This is a genomic window from Microcoleus sp. PH2017_09_SFU_O_A (assembly GCF_020738625.1).
Lineage (GTDB): Bacteria > Cyanobacteriota > Cyanobacteriia > Cyanobacteriales > Microcoleaceae > Microcoleus.
In genome coordinates this window covers 107,178-122,071 of record NZ_JAEQCF010000051.1, presented here as the reverse complement: position 1 = coordinate 122,071, position 14,894 = coordinate 107,178, and the positions used below count along the sequence as shown (strand labels likewise).

At 46.2% G+C, this 14,894-nt stretch carries 11 protein-coding genes; 9 read left to right on the top strand and 2 right to left on the bottom strand.

Annotated elements, in window-relative coordinates; genetic code table 11:
• Positions 1 to 95 precede the first annotated feature (95 nt).
• Positions 96 to 647 carry a hypothetical protein gene (locus JGK16_RS19885; protein ID WP_293203358.1) on the bottom strand — a complete coding sequence of 184 codons (552 nt, stop codon included), beginning with the start codon at positions 645 to 647 and terminating at the stop codon, positions 96 to 98.
• A gap of 55 nt (positions 648 to 702) precedes the next feature.
• Here JGK16_RS19885 and tnpA point away from each other — a divergent pair, with 55 nt between their 5' ends.
• Entirely contained in the window at positions 703 to 1,116 is a 414-nt protein-coding gene (tnpA, locus tag JGK16_RS19880; RefSeq protein ID WP_293183758.1) for an IS200/IS605 family transposase, read from the top strand.
• Between the two features lie 187 nt (positions 1,117 to 1,303).
• Here the strand turns inward: tnpA and nagA are convergent, their stop codons facing one another.
• On the bottom strand, positions 1,304 to 2,533 hold the full coding sequence (nagA, locus tag JGK16_RS19875; RefSeq protein WP_293191985.1) for an N-acetylglucosamine-6-phosphate deacetylase: 1,230 nt from the start codon (positions 2,531 to 2,533) through the stop codon (positions 1,304 to 1,306).
• Positions 2,534 to 2,890: 357 nt separating this feature from the next.
• Here nagA and purE point away from each other — a divergent pair, with 357 nt between their 5' ends.
• From purE to JGK16_RS19835, 8 genes are all read left to right on the top strand, one after another.
• Positions 2,891 to 3,412, top strand: a complete 522-nt coding sequence (gene purE / locus JGK16_RS19870) for a 5-(carboxyamino)imidazole ribonucleotide mutase (protein WP_293144866.1) — start codon at positions 2,891 to 2,893, stop codon at positions 3,410 to 3,412.
• Positions 3,413 to 3,486: 74 nt separating this feature from the next.
• Positions 3,487 to 5,100, top strand: coding sequence for an ammonium transporter (locus tag JGK16_RS19865; protein WP_293183754.1), 1,614 nt, complete (start codon positions 3,487 to 3,489; stop codon positions 5,098 to 5,100).
• 533 nt (positions 5,101 to 5,633) lie between these two features.
• Positions 5,634 to 6,554: an SGNH/GDSL hydrolase family protein gene (locus JGK16_RS19860; protein ID WP_293183752.1), complete on the top strand. Its 921-nt coding sequence runs from the start codon at positions 5,634 to 5,636 to the stop codon at positions 6,552 to 6,554.
• A 427-nt stretch (positions 6,555 to 6,981) separates the two neighbouring features.
• A complete protein-coding gene (locus JGK16_RS19855) occupies positions 6,982 to 8,427 on the top strand; it encodes an ammonium transporter (RefSeq protein ID WP_293183749.1) in 1,446 nt (481 codons plus the stop codon).
• 415 nt (positions 8,428 to 8,842) lie between these two features.
• The gene (locus tag JGK16_RS19850; protein WP_293183747.1) at positions 8,843 to 10,048 is read left to right on the top strand and encodes a 4-hydroxy-3-methylbut-2-enyl diphosphate reductase; all 1,206 of its coding nucleotides are present in this window, start codon (positions 8,843 to 8,845) and stop codon (positions 10,046 to 10,048) included.
• Between the two features lie 791 nt (positions 10,049 to 10,839).
• Complete coding sequence (locus JGK16_RS19845; protein ID WP_293191983.1) at positions 10,840 to 11,916, top strand: RNA-guided endonuclease TnpB family protein; 1,077 nt, start codon at positions 10,840 to 10,842, stop codon at positions 11,914 to 11,916.
• A gap of 225 nt (positions 11,917 to 12,141) precedes the next feature.
• Complete coding sequence (locus JGK16_RS19840; RefSeq protein WP_293191981.1) at positions 12,142 to 14,088, top strand: CHASE3 domain-containing protein; 1,947 nt, start codon at positions 12,142 to 12,144, stop codon at positions 14,086 to 14,088.
• The gene (locus JGK16_RS19835) at positions 14,085 to 14,546 is read left to right on the top strand and encodes a response regulator (RefSeq protein ID WP_293183740.1); all 462 of its coding nucleotides are present in this window, start codon (positions 14,085 to 14,087) and stop codon (positions 14,544 to 14,546) included. Before JGK16_RS19840 ends, JGK16_RS19835 begins: the two co-directional genes overlap by 4 nt.
• Positions 14,547 to 14,894 lie beyond the last annotated feature (348 nt).

The following is a 14,894-nucleotide window of genomic DNA, read 5'->3' as shown; positions in this document are numbered from 1 at the left end:
TCTTGAAGGAGTCAGTAGAGGCGCTTTGATTTCGCCTTTGAAAGTTCGCATTTGGACTCTTCAAGAATCCCCGTCCCGGAGCGGGCTGGGGAGTATCAATTGTAGACGAATTCGGCATAAAAACAACCATTTCTAGGAAGGATTCTCACTTCTCGGATCTCGGCATAATCCAGATTAGAAGGCATTTGAATTTGAAAGTTCTTCAATCCGAACCAAGCCTTAACTTTTTGTCCGAGAGGGATAGAAATTCGACCATCAATCAACTTTTTACCAAGCGCCTGTTTCGGATAGGCAATTAAGTGAAGCCCGCCAGGAGTACGGTAATTTGGAAATTTCGGTCTAGATTCAAGCTTTCCTTCACGAAACAATTTAATCAATCCTTTGAAAGATTTTACCGACTCACCGACAGCACCACAAGTCTGTTGAGCTGCTTGAGCGCATAAAGCTCCGTAATGAGGATTGCGTTTTAACTCGTTGATTACGTCAAACGGGCGGACAAAAATATGACCCTTAAAGTATGCTTGACGAACGTAGTAAACCGCACAGTTATGTAGTTTGTTTGACTCTTGACAAATATATTCTAGAACTGCTTTCAACTTTTGATCGGGCTTAATCAATACCTGCTGACATCCAAACACGCCAGTCACCTTGTTGATGTAATGTGTTGATTATACACTACCTGTCGATGGAGTCAATAGTCTTATGGCGAGTTTGTCAAAAAAAGATTTAGAGTATCGGCACGAGAGCAAGGCCGTCTCGCTGATCAATATGCACTTTGTTTTTATTCCCAAACGCCGTAAAGCCGTTCTGGTCGGCAAAATTGCAGAACGGCTGCAAGAAATTATTTTTGAGGTAGTCACGGAAAACAGGTGGAAAATTATTGCTTTGGAGATTATGCCGGATCACGTCCATTTATTGCTTAATATTAAGCCGACAGACTCCGCCAGTTTCGTCATGCAAAGAGTTAAGGGTAGGGCATCCAGTTACTTGAGGAAAGAGTTTCCCGAATTACTGAAATTACCTACATTGTGGACTCCTAGTTATTTTGTTGGCAGTGTTGGAAACGTTTCTACTGAAACTGTCAGGAAATATATCGAAGAACAAAGAAACAAATAATATAGAATGCTGGCAGCCTTAAGGCTGCAACTGCGTTTCATCCCCGGCTTAAAAGACCGGGGTTCTCACGCGACGCGCTATAGCAGGGGGAGAGTAGGAGAGGGAGAGGGGGAGAGCGGGAGAGTGGGAGAGTGGGAGAATTACCAAATAACGAATAACCAATAACCAATAACTAATAACTAATGACTTAAAACAACCGATGCCAAGTTAATTCTTTTGTCGGTTCATCCAAATTCCAGCGCAACAATTGAGTTGCCGATTGGCCGATAATTCCCGAAAGTCCGATCGCCTTTCTGGGAGATTCAGTTGCCAGGGCGATCGCACTTTCTACCTCGCAAATCCCCCAGCTTACCAAATTCTGCACTCCCGCCAACAGCGGCAGAGTTGTACCTGCCAAAGTAGCAGATTCCAGCGGCGAATGGTAATCCAATCTTACCCACGCCGTACCTTTTCTGACTTCCATTTGTCGGGAATCCCAAGGATAAACACCGTCAGGCAAACCCAAAGGAGCCAAAGCATCGCTTACCAAAAAAACGCCTGTGTCGTATCTGCCAGCACGCAGCAAAAAATCAATCATTGTCGGAGAAACGTGCTTGCCGTCAGCAATTAAACCGCATTTTACGCCCGGATAAACGATCGCCGCTCCTAACAAACCCGGTTCTCGATGATGCAAACTCGGCATCGCATTAAAAGCGTGAGTTACCATTGAAGCTCCCTGGGCAAATGCTTGCTGTGCTTGCTCTGCCGTCGCTTGGGAGTGTCCCAGACTGACGGCAATTCCCAAACTTTGCAAATAGGGAATGACTTCACCAGTGCTGTCTAACTCCGGCGCTAAAGTAATTATTTTGACAATATCCGCACAATCTCCTAGAACTAACTTGACATTTTCTATTGTTAGCGGTAGTAAAAACTCAACTGGGTGAGCTCCTCGCTTCTGGGGGTTGAGAAAAGGGCCTTCGAGGTGAACGCCGATTATTTCGGCACTTTGGGATTTATTGGTGGCAGGAGCAGCGGTTTTTGCAGTCCGCATATAATCAGCTATCGTCGAGAGCGATCGCCTAAACTTATCCAGAGAAGTTGTCACCAAAGTCGGCAAAAAAGCATCAACTCCCTGATACCATAAAAATTGACAAATTTTAGGTAAAACTTTAACATCCTTGCTTTCTAAATCTGGGAAAGCTAAACCGAGTGCTCCGTTAATCTGCAAGTCAACACCGCCCAGAGAAACCCAATCACCCGCAGCGTCGATCACTTGCAAATTGGGAGGAGCAATTCGTTTAAATACTTTGTCCATCGAACAAACTTCTTGAATGATGCCCGTGTTGTCAACAGCAAGCATCTGCAAATCCTTGCAACCGGGCAGGCGAGCATTGAGAATATCTGTAGGGGCGGCAGTTGGGGTTGTGGCTTCAGTCATCCGATTTTAGATTTTAGATTTTAGATTTTAGATTTTAGATTTGCTCGCCTCGATAAATCTGCGGGCTCTTGATGAGGATGTGGAGATTTTTGCTTTCTGCACTCTTGGCTTGTCACCAAATTGCTTTCGAGCATCAGTTTGGCTACAAAATATCTAAATTTTAGAACTCTTGCTCTCGTCAAATTTACCCCCCGCAAGTCCCCCCTTATTAAGGGGGGAAACAAGAATAATCTTACCCCCTCCCCGAACTCGCGGGGAGGGTTGGGGTGGGGTGCGTTGTATTTTTGCAAGAGATCTTTTAGTTAACGCCATAACTTAAAATTACCATTAATCTGAAATCTCACATCTGAAAATTGCATGAGTCAACCGACAGTTGGAATTATCATGGGCAGCGATTCGGATTTGCCTACCATGTCTGAAGCGATCGCAGTTTGCGAAGAATTCCACGTACCTTGCTCCGTAGCAATTGTCTCCGCCCACCGTACCCCGGATCGGATGGTGGAATATGCTCAAACCGCGCACCAACGAGGTTTGAAAGTAATTATCGCAGGTGCTGGGGGAGCGGCGCACCTTCCGGGTATGGTAGCATCTTTAACACCATTGCCGGTAATTGGTGTACCAGTAGCGAGCCGCCACCTCCAAGGCCTAGATTCGCTGTACTCGATCGTCCAAATGCCAGCCGGTATACCCGTAGCAACAGTGGCGATCGGCAATGCTAAAAATGCTGGCTTGCTGGCAATTCAAATATTAGCAGTTTCCCAGCCTCAATTGCTGGAGCGAATCCTGGATTACCGGAAAACTTTGTCCGAATCTGTAATGAAAAAACAAACTCAGCTAGAAGAGCTAGGCTATCAAAAATATCTCACTATGAACAAATAATCTCTAAGTGTTGTAGTACAATTGTGGGAAATTTTCGGGGTCTAGCTGAGCTGATAAGTTGTAAAAGCGTAAAAATGATGAAAATGAGTGTCGGAAAGAAAAAATCGAAACAAGTCAGGCGGGAGTCTTTGAATTTGCCAGCCCCTAACTTTTTGACAAAAGTCAGCAGGTTCAAGAAATTACAAAGGACGATCGCCCGCCTCAGTCCGAGTTGGCAAGCCTGTATACCAATAGCAGCAGTCATCTTCTTGATTTGGGGATATGCCGCAGTAGCCCAAACCCCTCCTGCTGCGCCAACCACCGAAGAGCAATTGGCCAGCCTCAAGGTAGGCATGGATACCATGTGGGTGATGGTGGCTGGGATGCTAGTGTTCTTTATGAACGCGGGTTTTGGGATGTTGGAAACAGGTTTCTGCCGCCAGAAAAATGCAGTTAACGTACTGTCAAAAAACCTGATTGTGTTTGCGCTTGCGACGATCGCATATTGGGCGATCGGCTTTGCGTTAATGTTCAGCAACGGTAACGGTTTTATCGGCAGCAGCGGCGGATATTTCCTGTTGAACGTGGCTGACAACAGCCCCGCTATGGGAGATGCTTATCAAGGCATTTTCAAATCCTTAAACTGGACGGGAGTCCCCCTGAATGCTAAATTCTTTTTCCAATTAGTTTTTGCGGGAACTGCTGCTACGATCGTTTCTGGGGCAGTTGCAGAGCGCATTAAATTCCTTGAATTTTTAATTTTCTGCTTGCTGTTAGTCGGAATTGCTTACCCGATTACCGGACACTGGATTTGGGGCGGCGGCTGGCTGCAAACAGCAGGTTTCTACGATTTTGCAGGTTCCGCAGTGGTTCACTCCGTAGGCGGTTGGGCTGCTTTGATGGGAGCGGCATTTCTCGGGCCGCGGATCGGCAAGTACCGCGACGGCGACACTGTGGCGATGCCGGGACACAATATGAGCATTGCCACCCTCGGCTGTTTGATTCTGTGGTTCGGTTGGTTCGGGTTCAATCCCGGTTCGACAATGGCTGTCGATCCAAATGCGATCGCCCACATTGCGCTCACCACCAACACCGCCGGTGCTTTCGGGGGAGTTGCTGCCACAATTACAGCTTGGCTTTACCTCGGAAAACCAGACTTGTCGATGATTATCAACGGCATCCTCGCTGGCTTAGTCGGGGTGACAGCGAGCTGCGCTTGGGTTAACATACCCAACTCTGCCATTATCGGCACGATCGCCGGCATCATGGTAGTTTTTGCAGTAACATTCTTCGACAACTTAAAAATTGACGACCCTGTAGGAGCAACTTCCGTTCACTTAGTCTGTGGCATCTGGGGAACTCTGGCAGTTGGCTTATTTGCTGACGGGCCCACAACGGGAATTTATACCGCTGGGCCGAAAGCGGGATTGTTTGTAGGCGGAGGTTTCGATCAACTAATACCGCAGTTGATCGGTATTATCTCTGTAGGCGGAATGACCGTGCTGCTGAGTACGATTTTTTGGTTGGCACTCAAAGCTTTGTTGGGTATCCGCGTTTCTGCTGTTGAGGAAGCTGAAGGTTTGGATATCGGCGAACATGGGATGGAAGCTTACACCGGGTTTGTGAAGGAAACTAGCTCTGGCAACAGAACAGAAAGCAGCTACGGCGGTTATTCTGGGGGGGGTGCGGACAGAACTACCAAACTTTAGAGCAAAACTCTCAAGCGTGGGACGATCGACTTTCTTCAGCTTTCTGGCCCTAGATGAGCGATTTGTACGTCCATCTAGGGCTTAATTGTGAAAAACCACAATCTGAAATCCCCCGCCCGCAGATACAGTCGCAGACGCACTCTTGAGTCTTTTAAACCAGGTCGATCGTTCTGGCATTCCTTGCTAAAATCTCGCAATTACGTTAACAAACTGGGTTTTTGCGTGCGGCTCAGCTTTAAAAAAAGCTACTTTAGAAAAGCTCTAAATCCTGATACAGTAAGTCATTCGGAATTCCTAAATCTAAAATCTAAAATCTAAAATCTAAAATCGCCTGATTTCTGCGCCAGAAAGTTTGGCAGGCAGATTTTTTATGGTAGAGTAGTGCCAAAAAGCAAAGTTCTGCATCGCCGTCACGCCCAACACAGCACAGTGCTTGATTCTTACAAGAATTGAGGCGAAAATTGAACGGTAAAATTTGATGCAGCAATCAGTGCCAATTATTTCAGTATGGTGCCTGCAAATCGCTTGAGTTTATGGAGAAGTTTGGAGTAGTTAGCAGAAGTAGAACTCATAAATCCCTCTTGGGGATGGAAGTTAGCCGATCGAAAACTGTTCCGGTTTGGGCTTTGCTATCTCTGCTTACCAACGCGGTACTAATTGTCACAGTCGCTCAACTAATCGGTAGGGGAAACAACTTAACAGAAAGTTCCCCTGCTAGTGCTGCACTAACGCCGGAAAGCACTGAAGAACTAATTCGCTCTTCGACGACGGCGACAAACTCTACAAAAGTAGTGGCAGACTTGCCCCTTGCAGGGCCTCGACACAAATGGTCTTACCAGCAGTGGGTGACGCAGTTGGGCCGGGAAGCTGAGGCTGCCGCGGCAAATCGTCCCCCAAAACTGAGTGTTTTGGCTGGAGATTCTTTGAGTATGTGGTTTCCGACGAAGCTGTTACCGCCCGATCGCATTTGGCTGAATCAAGGGATTTCCGGCGAGACTTCCGTAGGTTTGCTGAAGCGATTGCAGTTGTTTGATCGCACTCTGCCCGATACGGTGTTTGTGATGATCGGGATTAACGATTTATTGCGGGGGGCCAGCGACGAAGGGATTTTGAACAACCAGCGACAGATTATCCGCGATTTGCGGTGGGCGCACCCGAAAGCACAAGTGGTGGTGCAGTCGATTTTGCCCCACAGCGGGGAACAGTCTACCTGGGAAAATCGCGATCGACTATTAGCGATTCCCAACAGTCGGATTCGCGCAATCAATCGGCGACTGAAAGAAATTGCTAGTTCCGAAAATGTTTCCTATCTGGATTTGCAGCCGTTGTTTGCGGATGCTGACGGCAATTTACCAACCCAACTCAGTACAGACGGCTTACACCTTAACGAGCGAGGTTATCTGGTTTGGCGATCGGCCTTGCAAATGTTCAGTCAAATGCAGTTGAAAAATTAATCAGTTGACTGTTGTCAGTTGGCAGTTGTCAGTTGGCAGTTGTCAGTAGTTAGAAGGATGAAGTCATATTCTCCCCCATTCTCCCCCTTCCAACACGGCTTACTCCGAAGTCAGGGGTAATGTCAAGTACCTGCGGATAGATTAAGAAAATATAATAGTTGAGCTTTTAGTATACAATGATACAGAATAACAGTTTGTACAAATGGTGCAATCCAAAAGGCAGAGAGTATGGGATTGAGAGTTGACAAATTTAGATGAGTCCGACTATACGAAGTCGGGGCTTGAGGATTGGGGAATTATCTATTAAAGATTCGTTCCGCTAAAACAGGGACTTAAAACCAAATTAACTATTGCATCTAAAATCCTCACATCTAAAATCGGCTCGGTCTTCCCTGCGAATTGCTGAGTATTAAAAGGTAAAAATAACGTGCTCAAAAAAAGTTTCACGATCGGCATCCTCGCACTGTGGCTGTTAAGTTGGCCGCTGATGAACAATGCCTTAGCTCAAGATGCTGCTCCCCCTGCGGCGGCGGCTGCTGCGGTGGCGGCAAGTCCGATCGACACCGGAGATACAGCCTGGATGTTGATATCCTCAGCACTGGTGTTGCTGATGACACCCGGGCTAGCGTTTTTCTACGGAGGGCTGGTGCGATCGCGCAACGTCCTCAACACCATGATGATGAGCTTAGTCATGATGGGACTGATCGGCGTCACATGGACGCTGTGGGGTTACAGTTTGGCCTTTGACGTTTCCACTCCAGTTTCCGAAGGCTTTGGGAAAGGATTTGAAACCTTCATCGGCGGCTTCGACTGGATGTTCTTGAACAACGTCGCAGCCGACAAACCAGATCCGATCGGCTACGCACCGACAATACCCCACCAAGTATTCATGGTTTACCAGATGATGTTCGCCATCATCACCCCAGCTTTGATTTCCGGGGCGATCGTCGAACGGGTAACATTCAAAACCTACTTCTGGTTCGTGCTGCTGTGGTCTACATTCATCTACTCTCCTCTAGCCCACTGGGTTTGGGGTAGAGGCTGGCTGGGGGCGATGGGAGCATTAGACTTTGCAGGCGGCACAGTCGTGCACATCAGTTCCGGCGTATCTGCGGTTGTCGCAGCTTGGGTAATCGGGCCCCGCAAAGATCACTTGAACAAGCCCCACACCCCCCACAACGTACCCTACGTCTTGCTCGGAATAGGGCTCCTGTGGTTCGGCTGGTTTGGCTTCAACGGCGGTAGCGCTTTAGGATCGGGTTCCTTAGCAACAGTGGCTTTTGTCACCACAATGATTTCAACCGCAGCCGGCGGTTTAACTTGGACAATCATCGAATGGGTGCTCAGAGGCAAACCGACAGCAGTCGGAATTGCCAGTGGTTTCCTAGCAGGATTGGTGGGAATCACACCAGCGGCGGGATACGTACTGCCAGTGGGGGCCCTGTTAATCGGATCGATAACTTCCGTTTGCTGCTTCTTCGCCGTTAGCTTGCGAGCTAAGCTGGGATTTGACGACTCTTTGGACACCTTCCCGGTTCACGGCGTCGGCGGAACTGTAGGCGCGCTTCTGACAGGCGTGTTTGCGACTAAAGCCGTTAACGCAGCCGGAAATGACGGGCTGTTTGCCGGAAATCCGGGGCTAATTGTGACACAGTTTGTAGGCGTTGTAGCTACTTACGTGTTTGCGGCTGCCGGTACTTTTGTCATCCTAAAAATTCTCGCGCAGTTTATGGAACTGCGAGTCGCCTCATCTGCTGAAGACCAAGGTTTGGATATCGGCCAACACGGGGAAGAAGCTTACGGTGAGGATTTTGCCGGCGGTTTCAGTTCCTTTGAATCTGGTTCTCCTTTCGCGCCGAAAAAGGTGGGCTGATTTTCAGGGTAAGTTCGATCATCGCGTAGAGATGCAGTTATGTGCGTCTCTACGCTTTTTTTTGTTTTATTTTGAACGAACCCATGAAAGTCGCGCCTCTGTTCGTTACTGAATTAAATAATACCAGTTTCAAAAGAGAATGTAACTTTATACAAGCCACTAAGGAATGAGAATTAAATAACTTATAATTTGATGGTTTTTGTGGGATGGGCGGGGGAGCCCGTCTCTAAAGGACGGGCTCCCCCGCCCATCCCACTTTCGTTGTGTAAATTATTTAATTTGCGATCCTAACCCTTATGCAGTAGTTCATTCCAATCTAAAATCTAAAATCTAAAATCTAAAATCGTATAATCCCGATCGCACCCAGGCCTTCTAAAATCAAAGGTAATTAACCTAGATTTGAACTCAGTACCGCATGGATACTAAAGCTTTTAAACGATCGCTCCAACAGTCTGAAAACTACCACCGCAAGGGTTTCGGACACGAAGCTGAGGTAGCTGGCGTAATGGAGACAGCTTATCAAAGCAGCCTGATCCAGCAAATTCGCGACAACAATTACAGGCTGCAACGCGGCGCCGTCACCATCCGGCTGGCTGAGGCTTTTGGCTTTTGCTGGGGAGTGGAACGCGCTGTGGCTATTGCTTACGAGACTCGCCAGCACTTCCCCTCGGAACGGATTTGGATTACTAATGAGATTATTCACAATCCTTCTGTGAACCAGCATTTGCGCGATATGGAAGTTGGTTTTATTGCTGTGGAAAAGGGGCAGAAAGATTTTTCTGTGGTGGATAGTGGCGATGTGGTAATCTTACCTGCTTTTGGGGCGAGCGTGCAAGAAATGCAGTTGCTGAACGATAGGGGTTGCAAGATTGTTGATACTACTTGTCCTTGGGTTTCTAAGGTTTGGAATACTGTTGAAAAACACAAGAAAAGGGATTATACTTCGATTATTCACGGTCAGTACAAGCACGAAGAAACTGTGGCAACGAGTTCTTTTGCTGATAAGTATTTGATTGTGCTGAATTTGCAGGAAGCTGAATATGTCAGCAATTATATCTTGCACGGAGGCGATCGTGCTGAGTTTCTTGCTAAGTTTAGCAAGGCTTGTTCTGCTGGTTTTGACCCGGATGTGGATTTGGTAAGTGTCGGGATTGCTAACCAAACTACTATGCTCAAAACTGAGACTGAGAATATTGGCAAGTTGTTTGAAAAGACGATGATGCGGAAGTTTGGGCCGTCCAATCTTAATGAGCATTTTCTGAGTTTTAATACTATCTGCGATGCGACTCAGGAACGGCAAGATGCTATGTTGAGTTTGGTTGAGGAAAAGTTGGATTTGATGTTGGTGATTGGGGGTTTTAATTCTTCTAATACTACTCACTTGCAGGAAATTGCGATCGACAAAACTCTTCCTTCTTATCACATTGATTCTGCGGAGCGCATTTTACCGGGAAATCGCATCGAACACAAGCCTTTGGGCCGGGATTTGGTCGTAACTGAAAATTGGCTGCCTGAAGGTAATATTGTCGTCGGCGTGACTTCGGGTGCTTCGACTCCTGATAAGGTTGTTGAGGATGCGATCGATCGCATTTTGGCGATGAAAGCCGCTGTTATTCCCTAATTCTCTGCTTCGCCACTGCACTCGGAATCATCTTTTCCGGCGTGCAGTGCGATCGTCTCGCTTCCAAACAGACTGTAGACTCCAATTGCTATTGATTCCATCTGGATGCTGAAAATTATCTGTGTTAATCTGCGTTTATCTGCGGTTAGTTTCCCTAGCAATTTCTCCCCTGCGTCCCAAAGTTATTTTTTTCACAAATCATGAAAAAATCGCCTTTTTTTTCGGGTAAAAAGCTTGACGCGGGCTGCTTGACAAGGTATTATTTAATAATGGGAATAGTGAAAATTTTTAAATTGAAGTCACCACTTCCATTATCTAAAATATACCCCATAAATCAACCGAAATCAATAGGTAAAAACTCCTTTTTTTGCGCCGCGATTTGAAATAGTCAAAGCAGCAAAAGTGATGCCACAGAAAATGACTAATTAAGCTTAGCGAGAGAGCGAGAGATTGTATATTTGGCCTCTCTTACTTAAGGAGGATGCGAAGAGGAGCTAGTACCTAGGTAGCAAATAAATAGACAGAGTGGTACACTTGTGGACAAATCTACGGTATACCATTTTGTTTAAACCACATGAATTCGCAAAAAAGCTTGGATTGTCAGTAAAAAGACTCGCCGTCTCCTCAACATGAATTGCTAGAATACTTGAAATAATTCACTGTTTTTCCTGTCGATTATACGGTCTGCAAAATTACTCCAAGGAAATCAAATAAAACTAAAAAATGCTGTTGACAAACCCCTACAAGATGTGGCAAAATTAAACAAATAAATCGAGTGTTGAGGCCAAACAATGCTTCTGTCCATCAAGACAAAGTTAAAGCTAAACAAGAACCAGGCAACGGTTATGAGCAAACACGCTGGCATAGCGAGGTTTACTTATAATTGGGGACTAGCTACTTGGAATAGCCTTTATCAAGATGGATTAAAGCCCAATAAATACCTACTCAAGAAATTCTTCAACAATCATGTAAAACCTGAATTTACATGGATCAAAGAGACGGGAATCTGCCAGAAAATAACTCAATACGCCTTTGACAATCTTGGGGATTCGTTCTCTAAATTTTTCTCAAAAAAAGGTGGATTTCCCAGATTCAAAAAGAAGGGGCATCACGACTCTTTCACTATTGACGCGGGCGGTAAGCCTATCCCTGTGGGTGGTACGTCTATAAAGTTGCCGACAATCGGCTGGGTAAAAACCCACGAAGGACTACCTCACACAACTTGCAAGTCAATCACCATTTCACGCACTGCCGACAGTTGGTTTATCGCATTTGCTTACGAACAGAATCATGAACCCACAGTCAAAACTCATGAAATTGTAGGAGTTGATTTGGGAGTAAAAGAGTTGGCTACACTTTCAACTGGCGTAGTATTCCCGAACCCAAAGCACTACAAAGCGCATTTTATAAAGCTGAAGAGATTATCAAGAGTTATTGCTAGAAAGGTGAAAGGTTCCAGCAATAGATACAAAGCCAAAATCCAACTGGCAAAACACCATGCAAAAATAGCAAACCTCAGAAAGAATACTCTACATCAAGTCACTACTTACTTATGCAAAAACCACGCAACGATAGTAGTAGAAGACTTGAATATTGGAGGGATGCTAAAGAATCACAAGCTAGCACAGGTAATAGCTGATTGCGGATTTCATGAATTTAAACGCCAGCTAGAATACAAAGCGAAAAAGTTTGGCTGTGAAATTGTCGTTGCTGACCGCTGGTTCCCGTCGAGCAAAACCTGTTCGAGTTGCGGGCATATTCAAGATATGCCACTCAAAGAAAGGGTTTATAACTGTGGAAGTTGCGGTCATTCGATGGACAGGGATTTAAACGCAGCCATCAATTTATCACGGTTGGCTAAACCGTGAAAGCTTACGGAGGGATAACCGCTCCCATGCTCCCGACGAAGTAAGAAGCAAATGTCTAGACTTGTCTAGTATTTGTGTAGCAGCGACACTAAACTAAAAACAAGATGGATCGCAGATTTGAGCCTTAAATTTATCTGCTTTGGCCGCCTTGTCTGCCCGAGCAAAAAATTCATCGCCCGGAGCGAGGTATAACAAAAAAAGCAGCACTCGCGCGCCGAATATTTCATGAACAAATCGCTGACTCGCCAAATCACCGCAGGCATCGGCATCGCCTTGGGACTGCTAATTTTTAATGCGGCAACTTCCTACCGCAATACTCTCAAGTTAGTGGAAAACGAGCGCTCGGTGAGCCACACTCACGGAGTTTTAAGTGAACTCGAAGCCACGCTTTCTACCTTAAAAGATGCTGAAACGGGGCAGCGCGGTTATTTGCTGACGGGAGAAGAACGGTATTTAGAACCTTATTACACTGCGATCGCCAACGTTAACACACAATTAGTCGGATTGCAGGAACTAACAGCCGACAACAATCGGCAGCAAGAGCGCCTTCGCGACTTGAAAAGTGCGATCGACTCTAAATTAGCCGAACTTCAAGAAACCATCAATCTGCGGCGCAAACAAAACTTAGCAGCAGCCCTGCGGGTGGTAAAAACCGATCGCGGACAGCAAATCATGGAGGGGATTCGGCAGCAGGTAGCCACCATGACTGCCGAGGAAAATGTGATATTGCAGCAGCGCGCCCAAGAATCTCAAGCCAGTGCTAATTTGACAATCATCACTTTTACCGTTGCTACTGTGGTAGATTGGCTGTTGCTGGTGTTAATTTTATATTTGGTAAAGCGCGATCGCATTTTGCGCGACAATGCCCAAATCAAACAAAATCAACTGCTAGAAGAGCTAGAACGCGATCGCAATTCCCTGCAATTAACCGAAGAACGTTTCCGCCGCGCCATTGTTAACGCCCCGCTGCCAATTATGCTGCACGCTGAAAACGGAGAAGTTTTGCAAATTAACTCCGCTTGGACAGAATTCTCAGGCTACAAATCCTCAGAAATTCCTACAATTGAAGATTGGACAGAAAAAGCTTACGGCAGCCGCAAATCGGTAGTGCCAGCAAATATCAATTGGCTGCACAAATTAAACTCGCGCCTTTCTGAAGGTGAATATATAATTACCACAGCCAGCGGTGAAAAACGAATTTGGGACTTTTATTCGGCACCTTTAGGCAAGCTTTCCGACGGCAGAAGTTTAGTAATTAGTACCGCCATTGACATCACTGCACGCAAACAAGCAGAAGCGGAAATTCGGATGCTCAACGCTACGTTAGAACAGCGAGTCGAACTCCGCACCAATGAACTGCAAGGAGCTAACGAAGAATTAGAAGCTTTCACCTATACCGTCGCCCACGATTTGCGCGCGCCCTTGCGGGGAATGCAGGGATTGGCTGAAGCTTTGTTAGAAGATTACGGCGAAATCCTTGACGAACTCGGTCAAGAATATGCCCAGCAAATTGTAAATTCTGGGCAACAATTAGAAGATTTGATCCAAGATTTGCTAGCATACAGCCACCTGAGCCGCACTGATTTATCGCTGCAAGTTGTAGAGTTAGAATCTGCTGTCGCTGAGGCAATTGCTATGGTACAAGCCGATGCTAAATCCAACGGTGCTCGCATCAGCGTGCGATCGCCCTTATTGCCGGTAATTGCCCATCGCGTTACCTTAGTTCAAGTCATCACAAATCTGCTCGCCAATGCTCTAAAATTTGTGGCAGGCGCATCGCCGCAAGTGCAAATATGGGCTGAGGAAATTCAACTGCCTCCAGAGGGAGAGACAGACAGACAGACTGCGGGAGAATGGAAAAGGGGGAAAGTGGGAAAGTGGGAGCATTCGCAGTTATTGATTAGCACTGGCCAATTGCCTGTTAGCGAAGCCAACGAAGGCGATCGCATCATCCGTCTTTGGGTAGCAGACAACGGCATCGGTATTGCTCCAGAACATCAAAAACGGATTTTTCGCGTTTTTGAACGGCTTCACGGTATCGAGTCATACCCCGGAACTGGTATAGGATTAGCTATTGTACAAAAAGCAGTCGATCGCATGGGCGGTCAAGTTGGGGTGGAATCGCAATTAGGACACGGCAGTCGATTTTGGATAGAGCTGAGGAAAGGATGAGGCAAAGGCAGACGATTTTGCTGGTGGAAGATAGCCCCGTTGATATTCTGTTGATGCAGCGGGCGTTTCGCAATCAGATTTTTACTAATACTTCGCTGCAAATTGTCCGAGATGGAGATGCAGCGGTTTTTTATTTAAATGGTGATGGAGAATACAGCGATCGCGAGCGCTATCCTTTACCTGCGATAATTTTACTAGATTTGAAGTTGCCCAGGCGATCGGGTCACGAGGTTCTGAGTTGGCTCAAACAGCAGCCGCAACTCAAACGTTTACCTGTGATTGTTCTTACATCTTCGAGGCAAACATTAGATGTCAATCAAGCTTACGATCTAGGCGTTAATTCTTATTTGGTTAAACCTGTCGGGTTTGCTTCTTTATCGGACATGATGCAGAGTTTTGGCGAGTATTGGCTCAACCAGACCGAACTGCCGGAACCTATAGAATTTTCTGGTTTATAGTAGCGTTATCCCAATTTTTAGGGTTTATTTCCTCGTTGTCAGACTTTTCCTCGTAATGAGAGATTTGAGATACTTCGACTTGGCTGTACAAGTTTGAGATTTACTTGTAGCGCCGTGAATCTGGGAGTTTGAACTTTGGTCTAAGATTTTGTAATCTCCACTTCTGCTGTCGTGGGCTTGTATCCATTTTTGGGTGGTCATCAGTCATTCCCAATTCTTTAATCTCAAATATAATCAAATCAAAACTGGTAGAAGTTGGTCTTGAGGTGGCGAGTCCTGTATCATCTGTTCCTGTGCGATGAATCCAAGATTGACGGGAGGCTAATCAACCTCGAAAATCGTAAGGCT

What these genes read in the sequence shown, in the direction of transcription:
- JGK16_RS19865 (WP_293183754.1), top strand. Translation starts at nt 3,487, where the DNA reads ATGATGAAAATGAGTGTCGGAAAGAAAAAATCGAAACAAGTCAGGCGG.
- purE (WP_293144866.1), top strand. Translation starts at nt 2,891, where the DNA reads ATGAGTCAACCGACAGTTGGAATTATCATGGGCAGCGATTCGGATTTG.
- nagA (WP_293191985.1), bottom strand. Translation starts at nt 2,533, where the DNA reads ATGACTGAAGCCACAACCCCAACTGCCGCCCCTACAGATATTCTCAAT.
- JGK16_RS19860 (WP_293183752.1), top strand. Translation starts at nt 5,634, where the DNA reads ATGGAGAAGTTTGGAGTAGTTAGCAGAAGTAGAACTCATAAATCCCTC.
- JGK16_RS19840 (WP_293191981.1), top strand. Translation starts at nt 12,142, where the DNA reads ATGAACAAATCGCTGACTCGCCAAATCACCGCAGGCATCGGCATCGCC.
- JGK16_RS19845 (WP_293191983.1), top strand. Translation starts at nt 10,840, where the DNA reads ATGCTTCTGTCCATCAAGACAAAGTTAAAGCTAAACAAGAACCAGGCA.
- JGK16_RS19835 (WP_293183740.1), top strand. Translation starts at nt 14,085, where the DNA reads ATGAGGCAAAGGCAGACGATTTTGCTGGTGGAAGATAGCCCCGTTGAT.
- tnpA (WP_293183758.1), top strand. Translation starts at nt 703, where the DNA reads ATGGCGAGTTTGTCAAAAAAAGATTTAGAGTATCGGCACGAGAGCAAG.
- JGK16_RS19850 (WP_293183747.1), top strand. Translation starts at nt 8,843, where the DNA reads ATGGATACTAAAGCTTTTAAACGATCGCTCCAACAGTCTGAAAACTAC.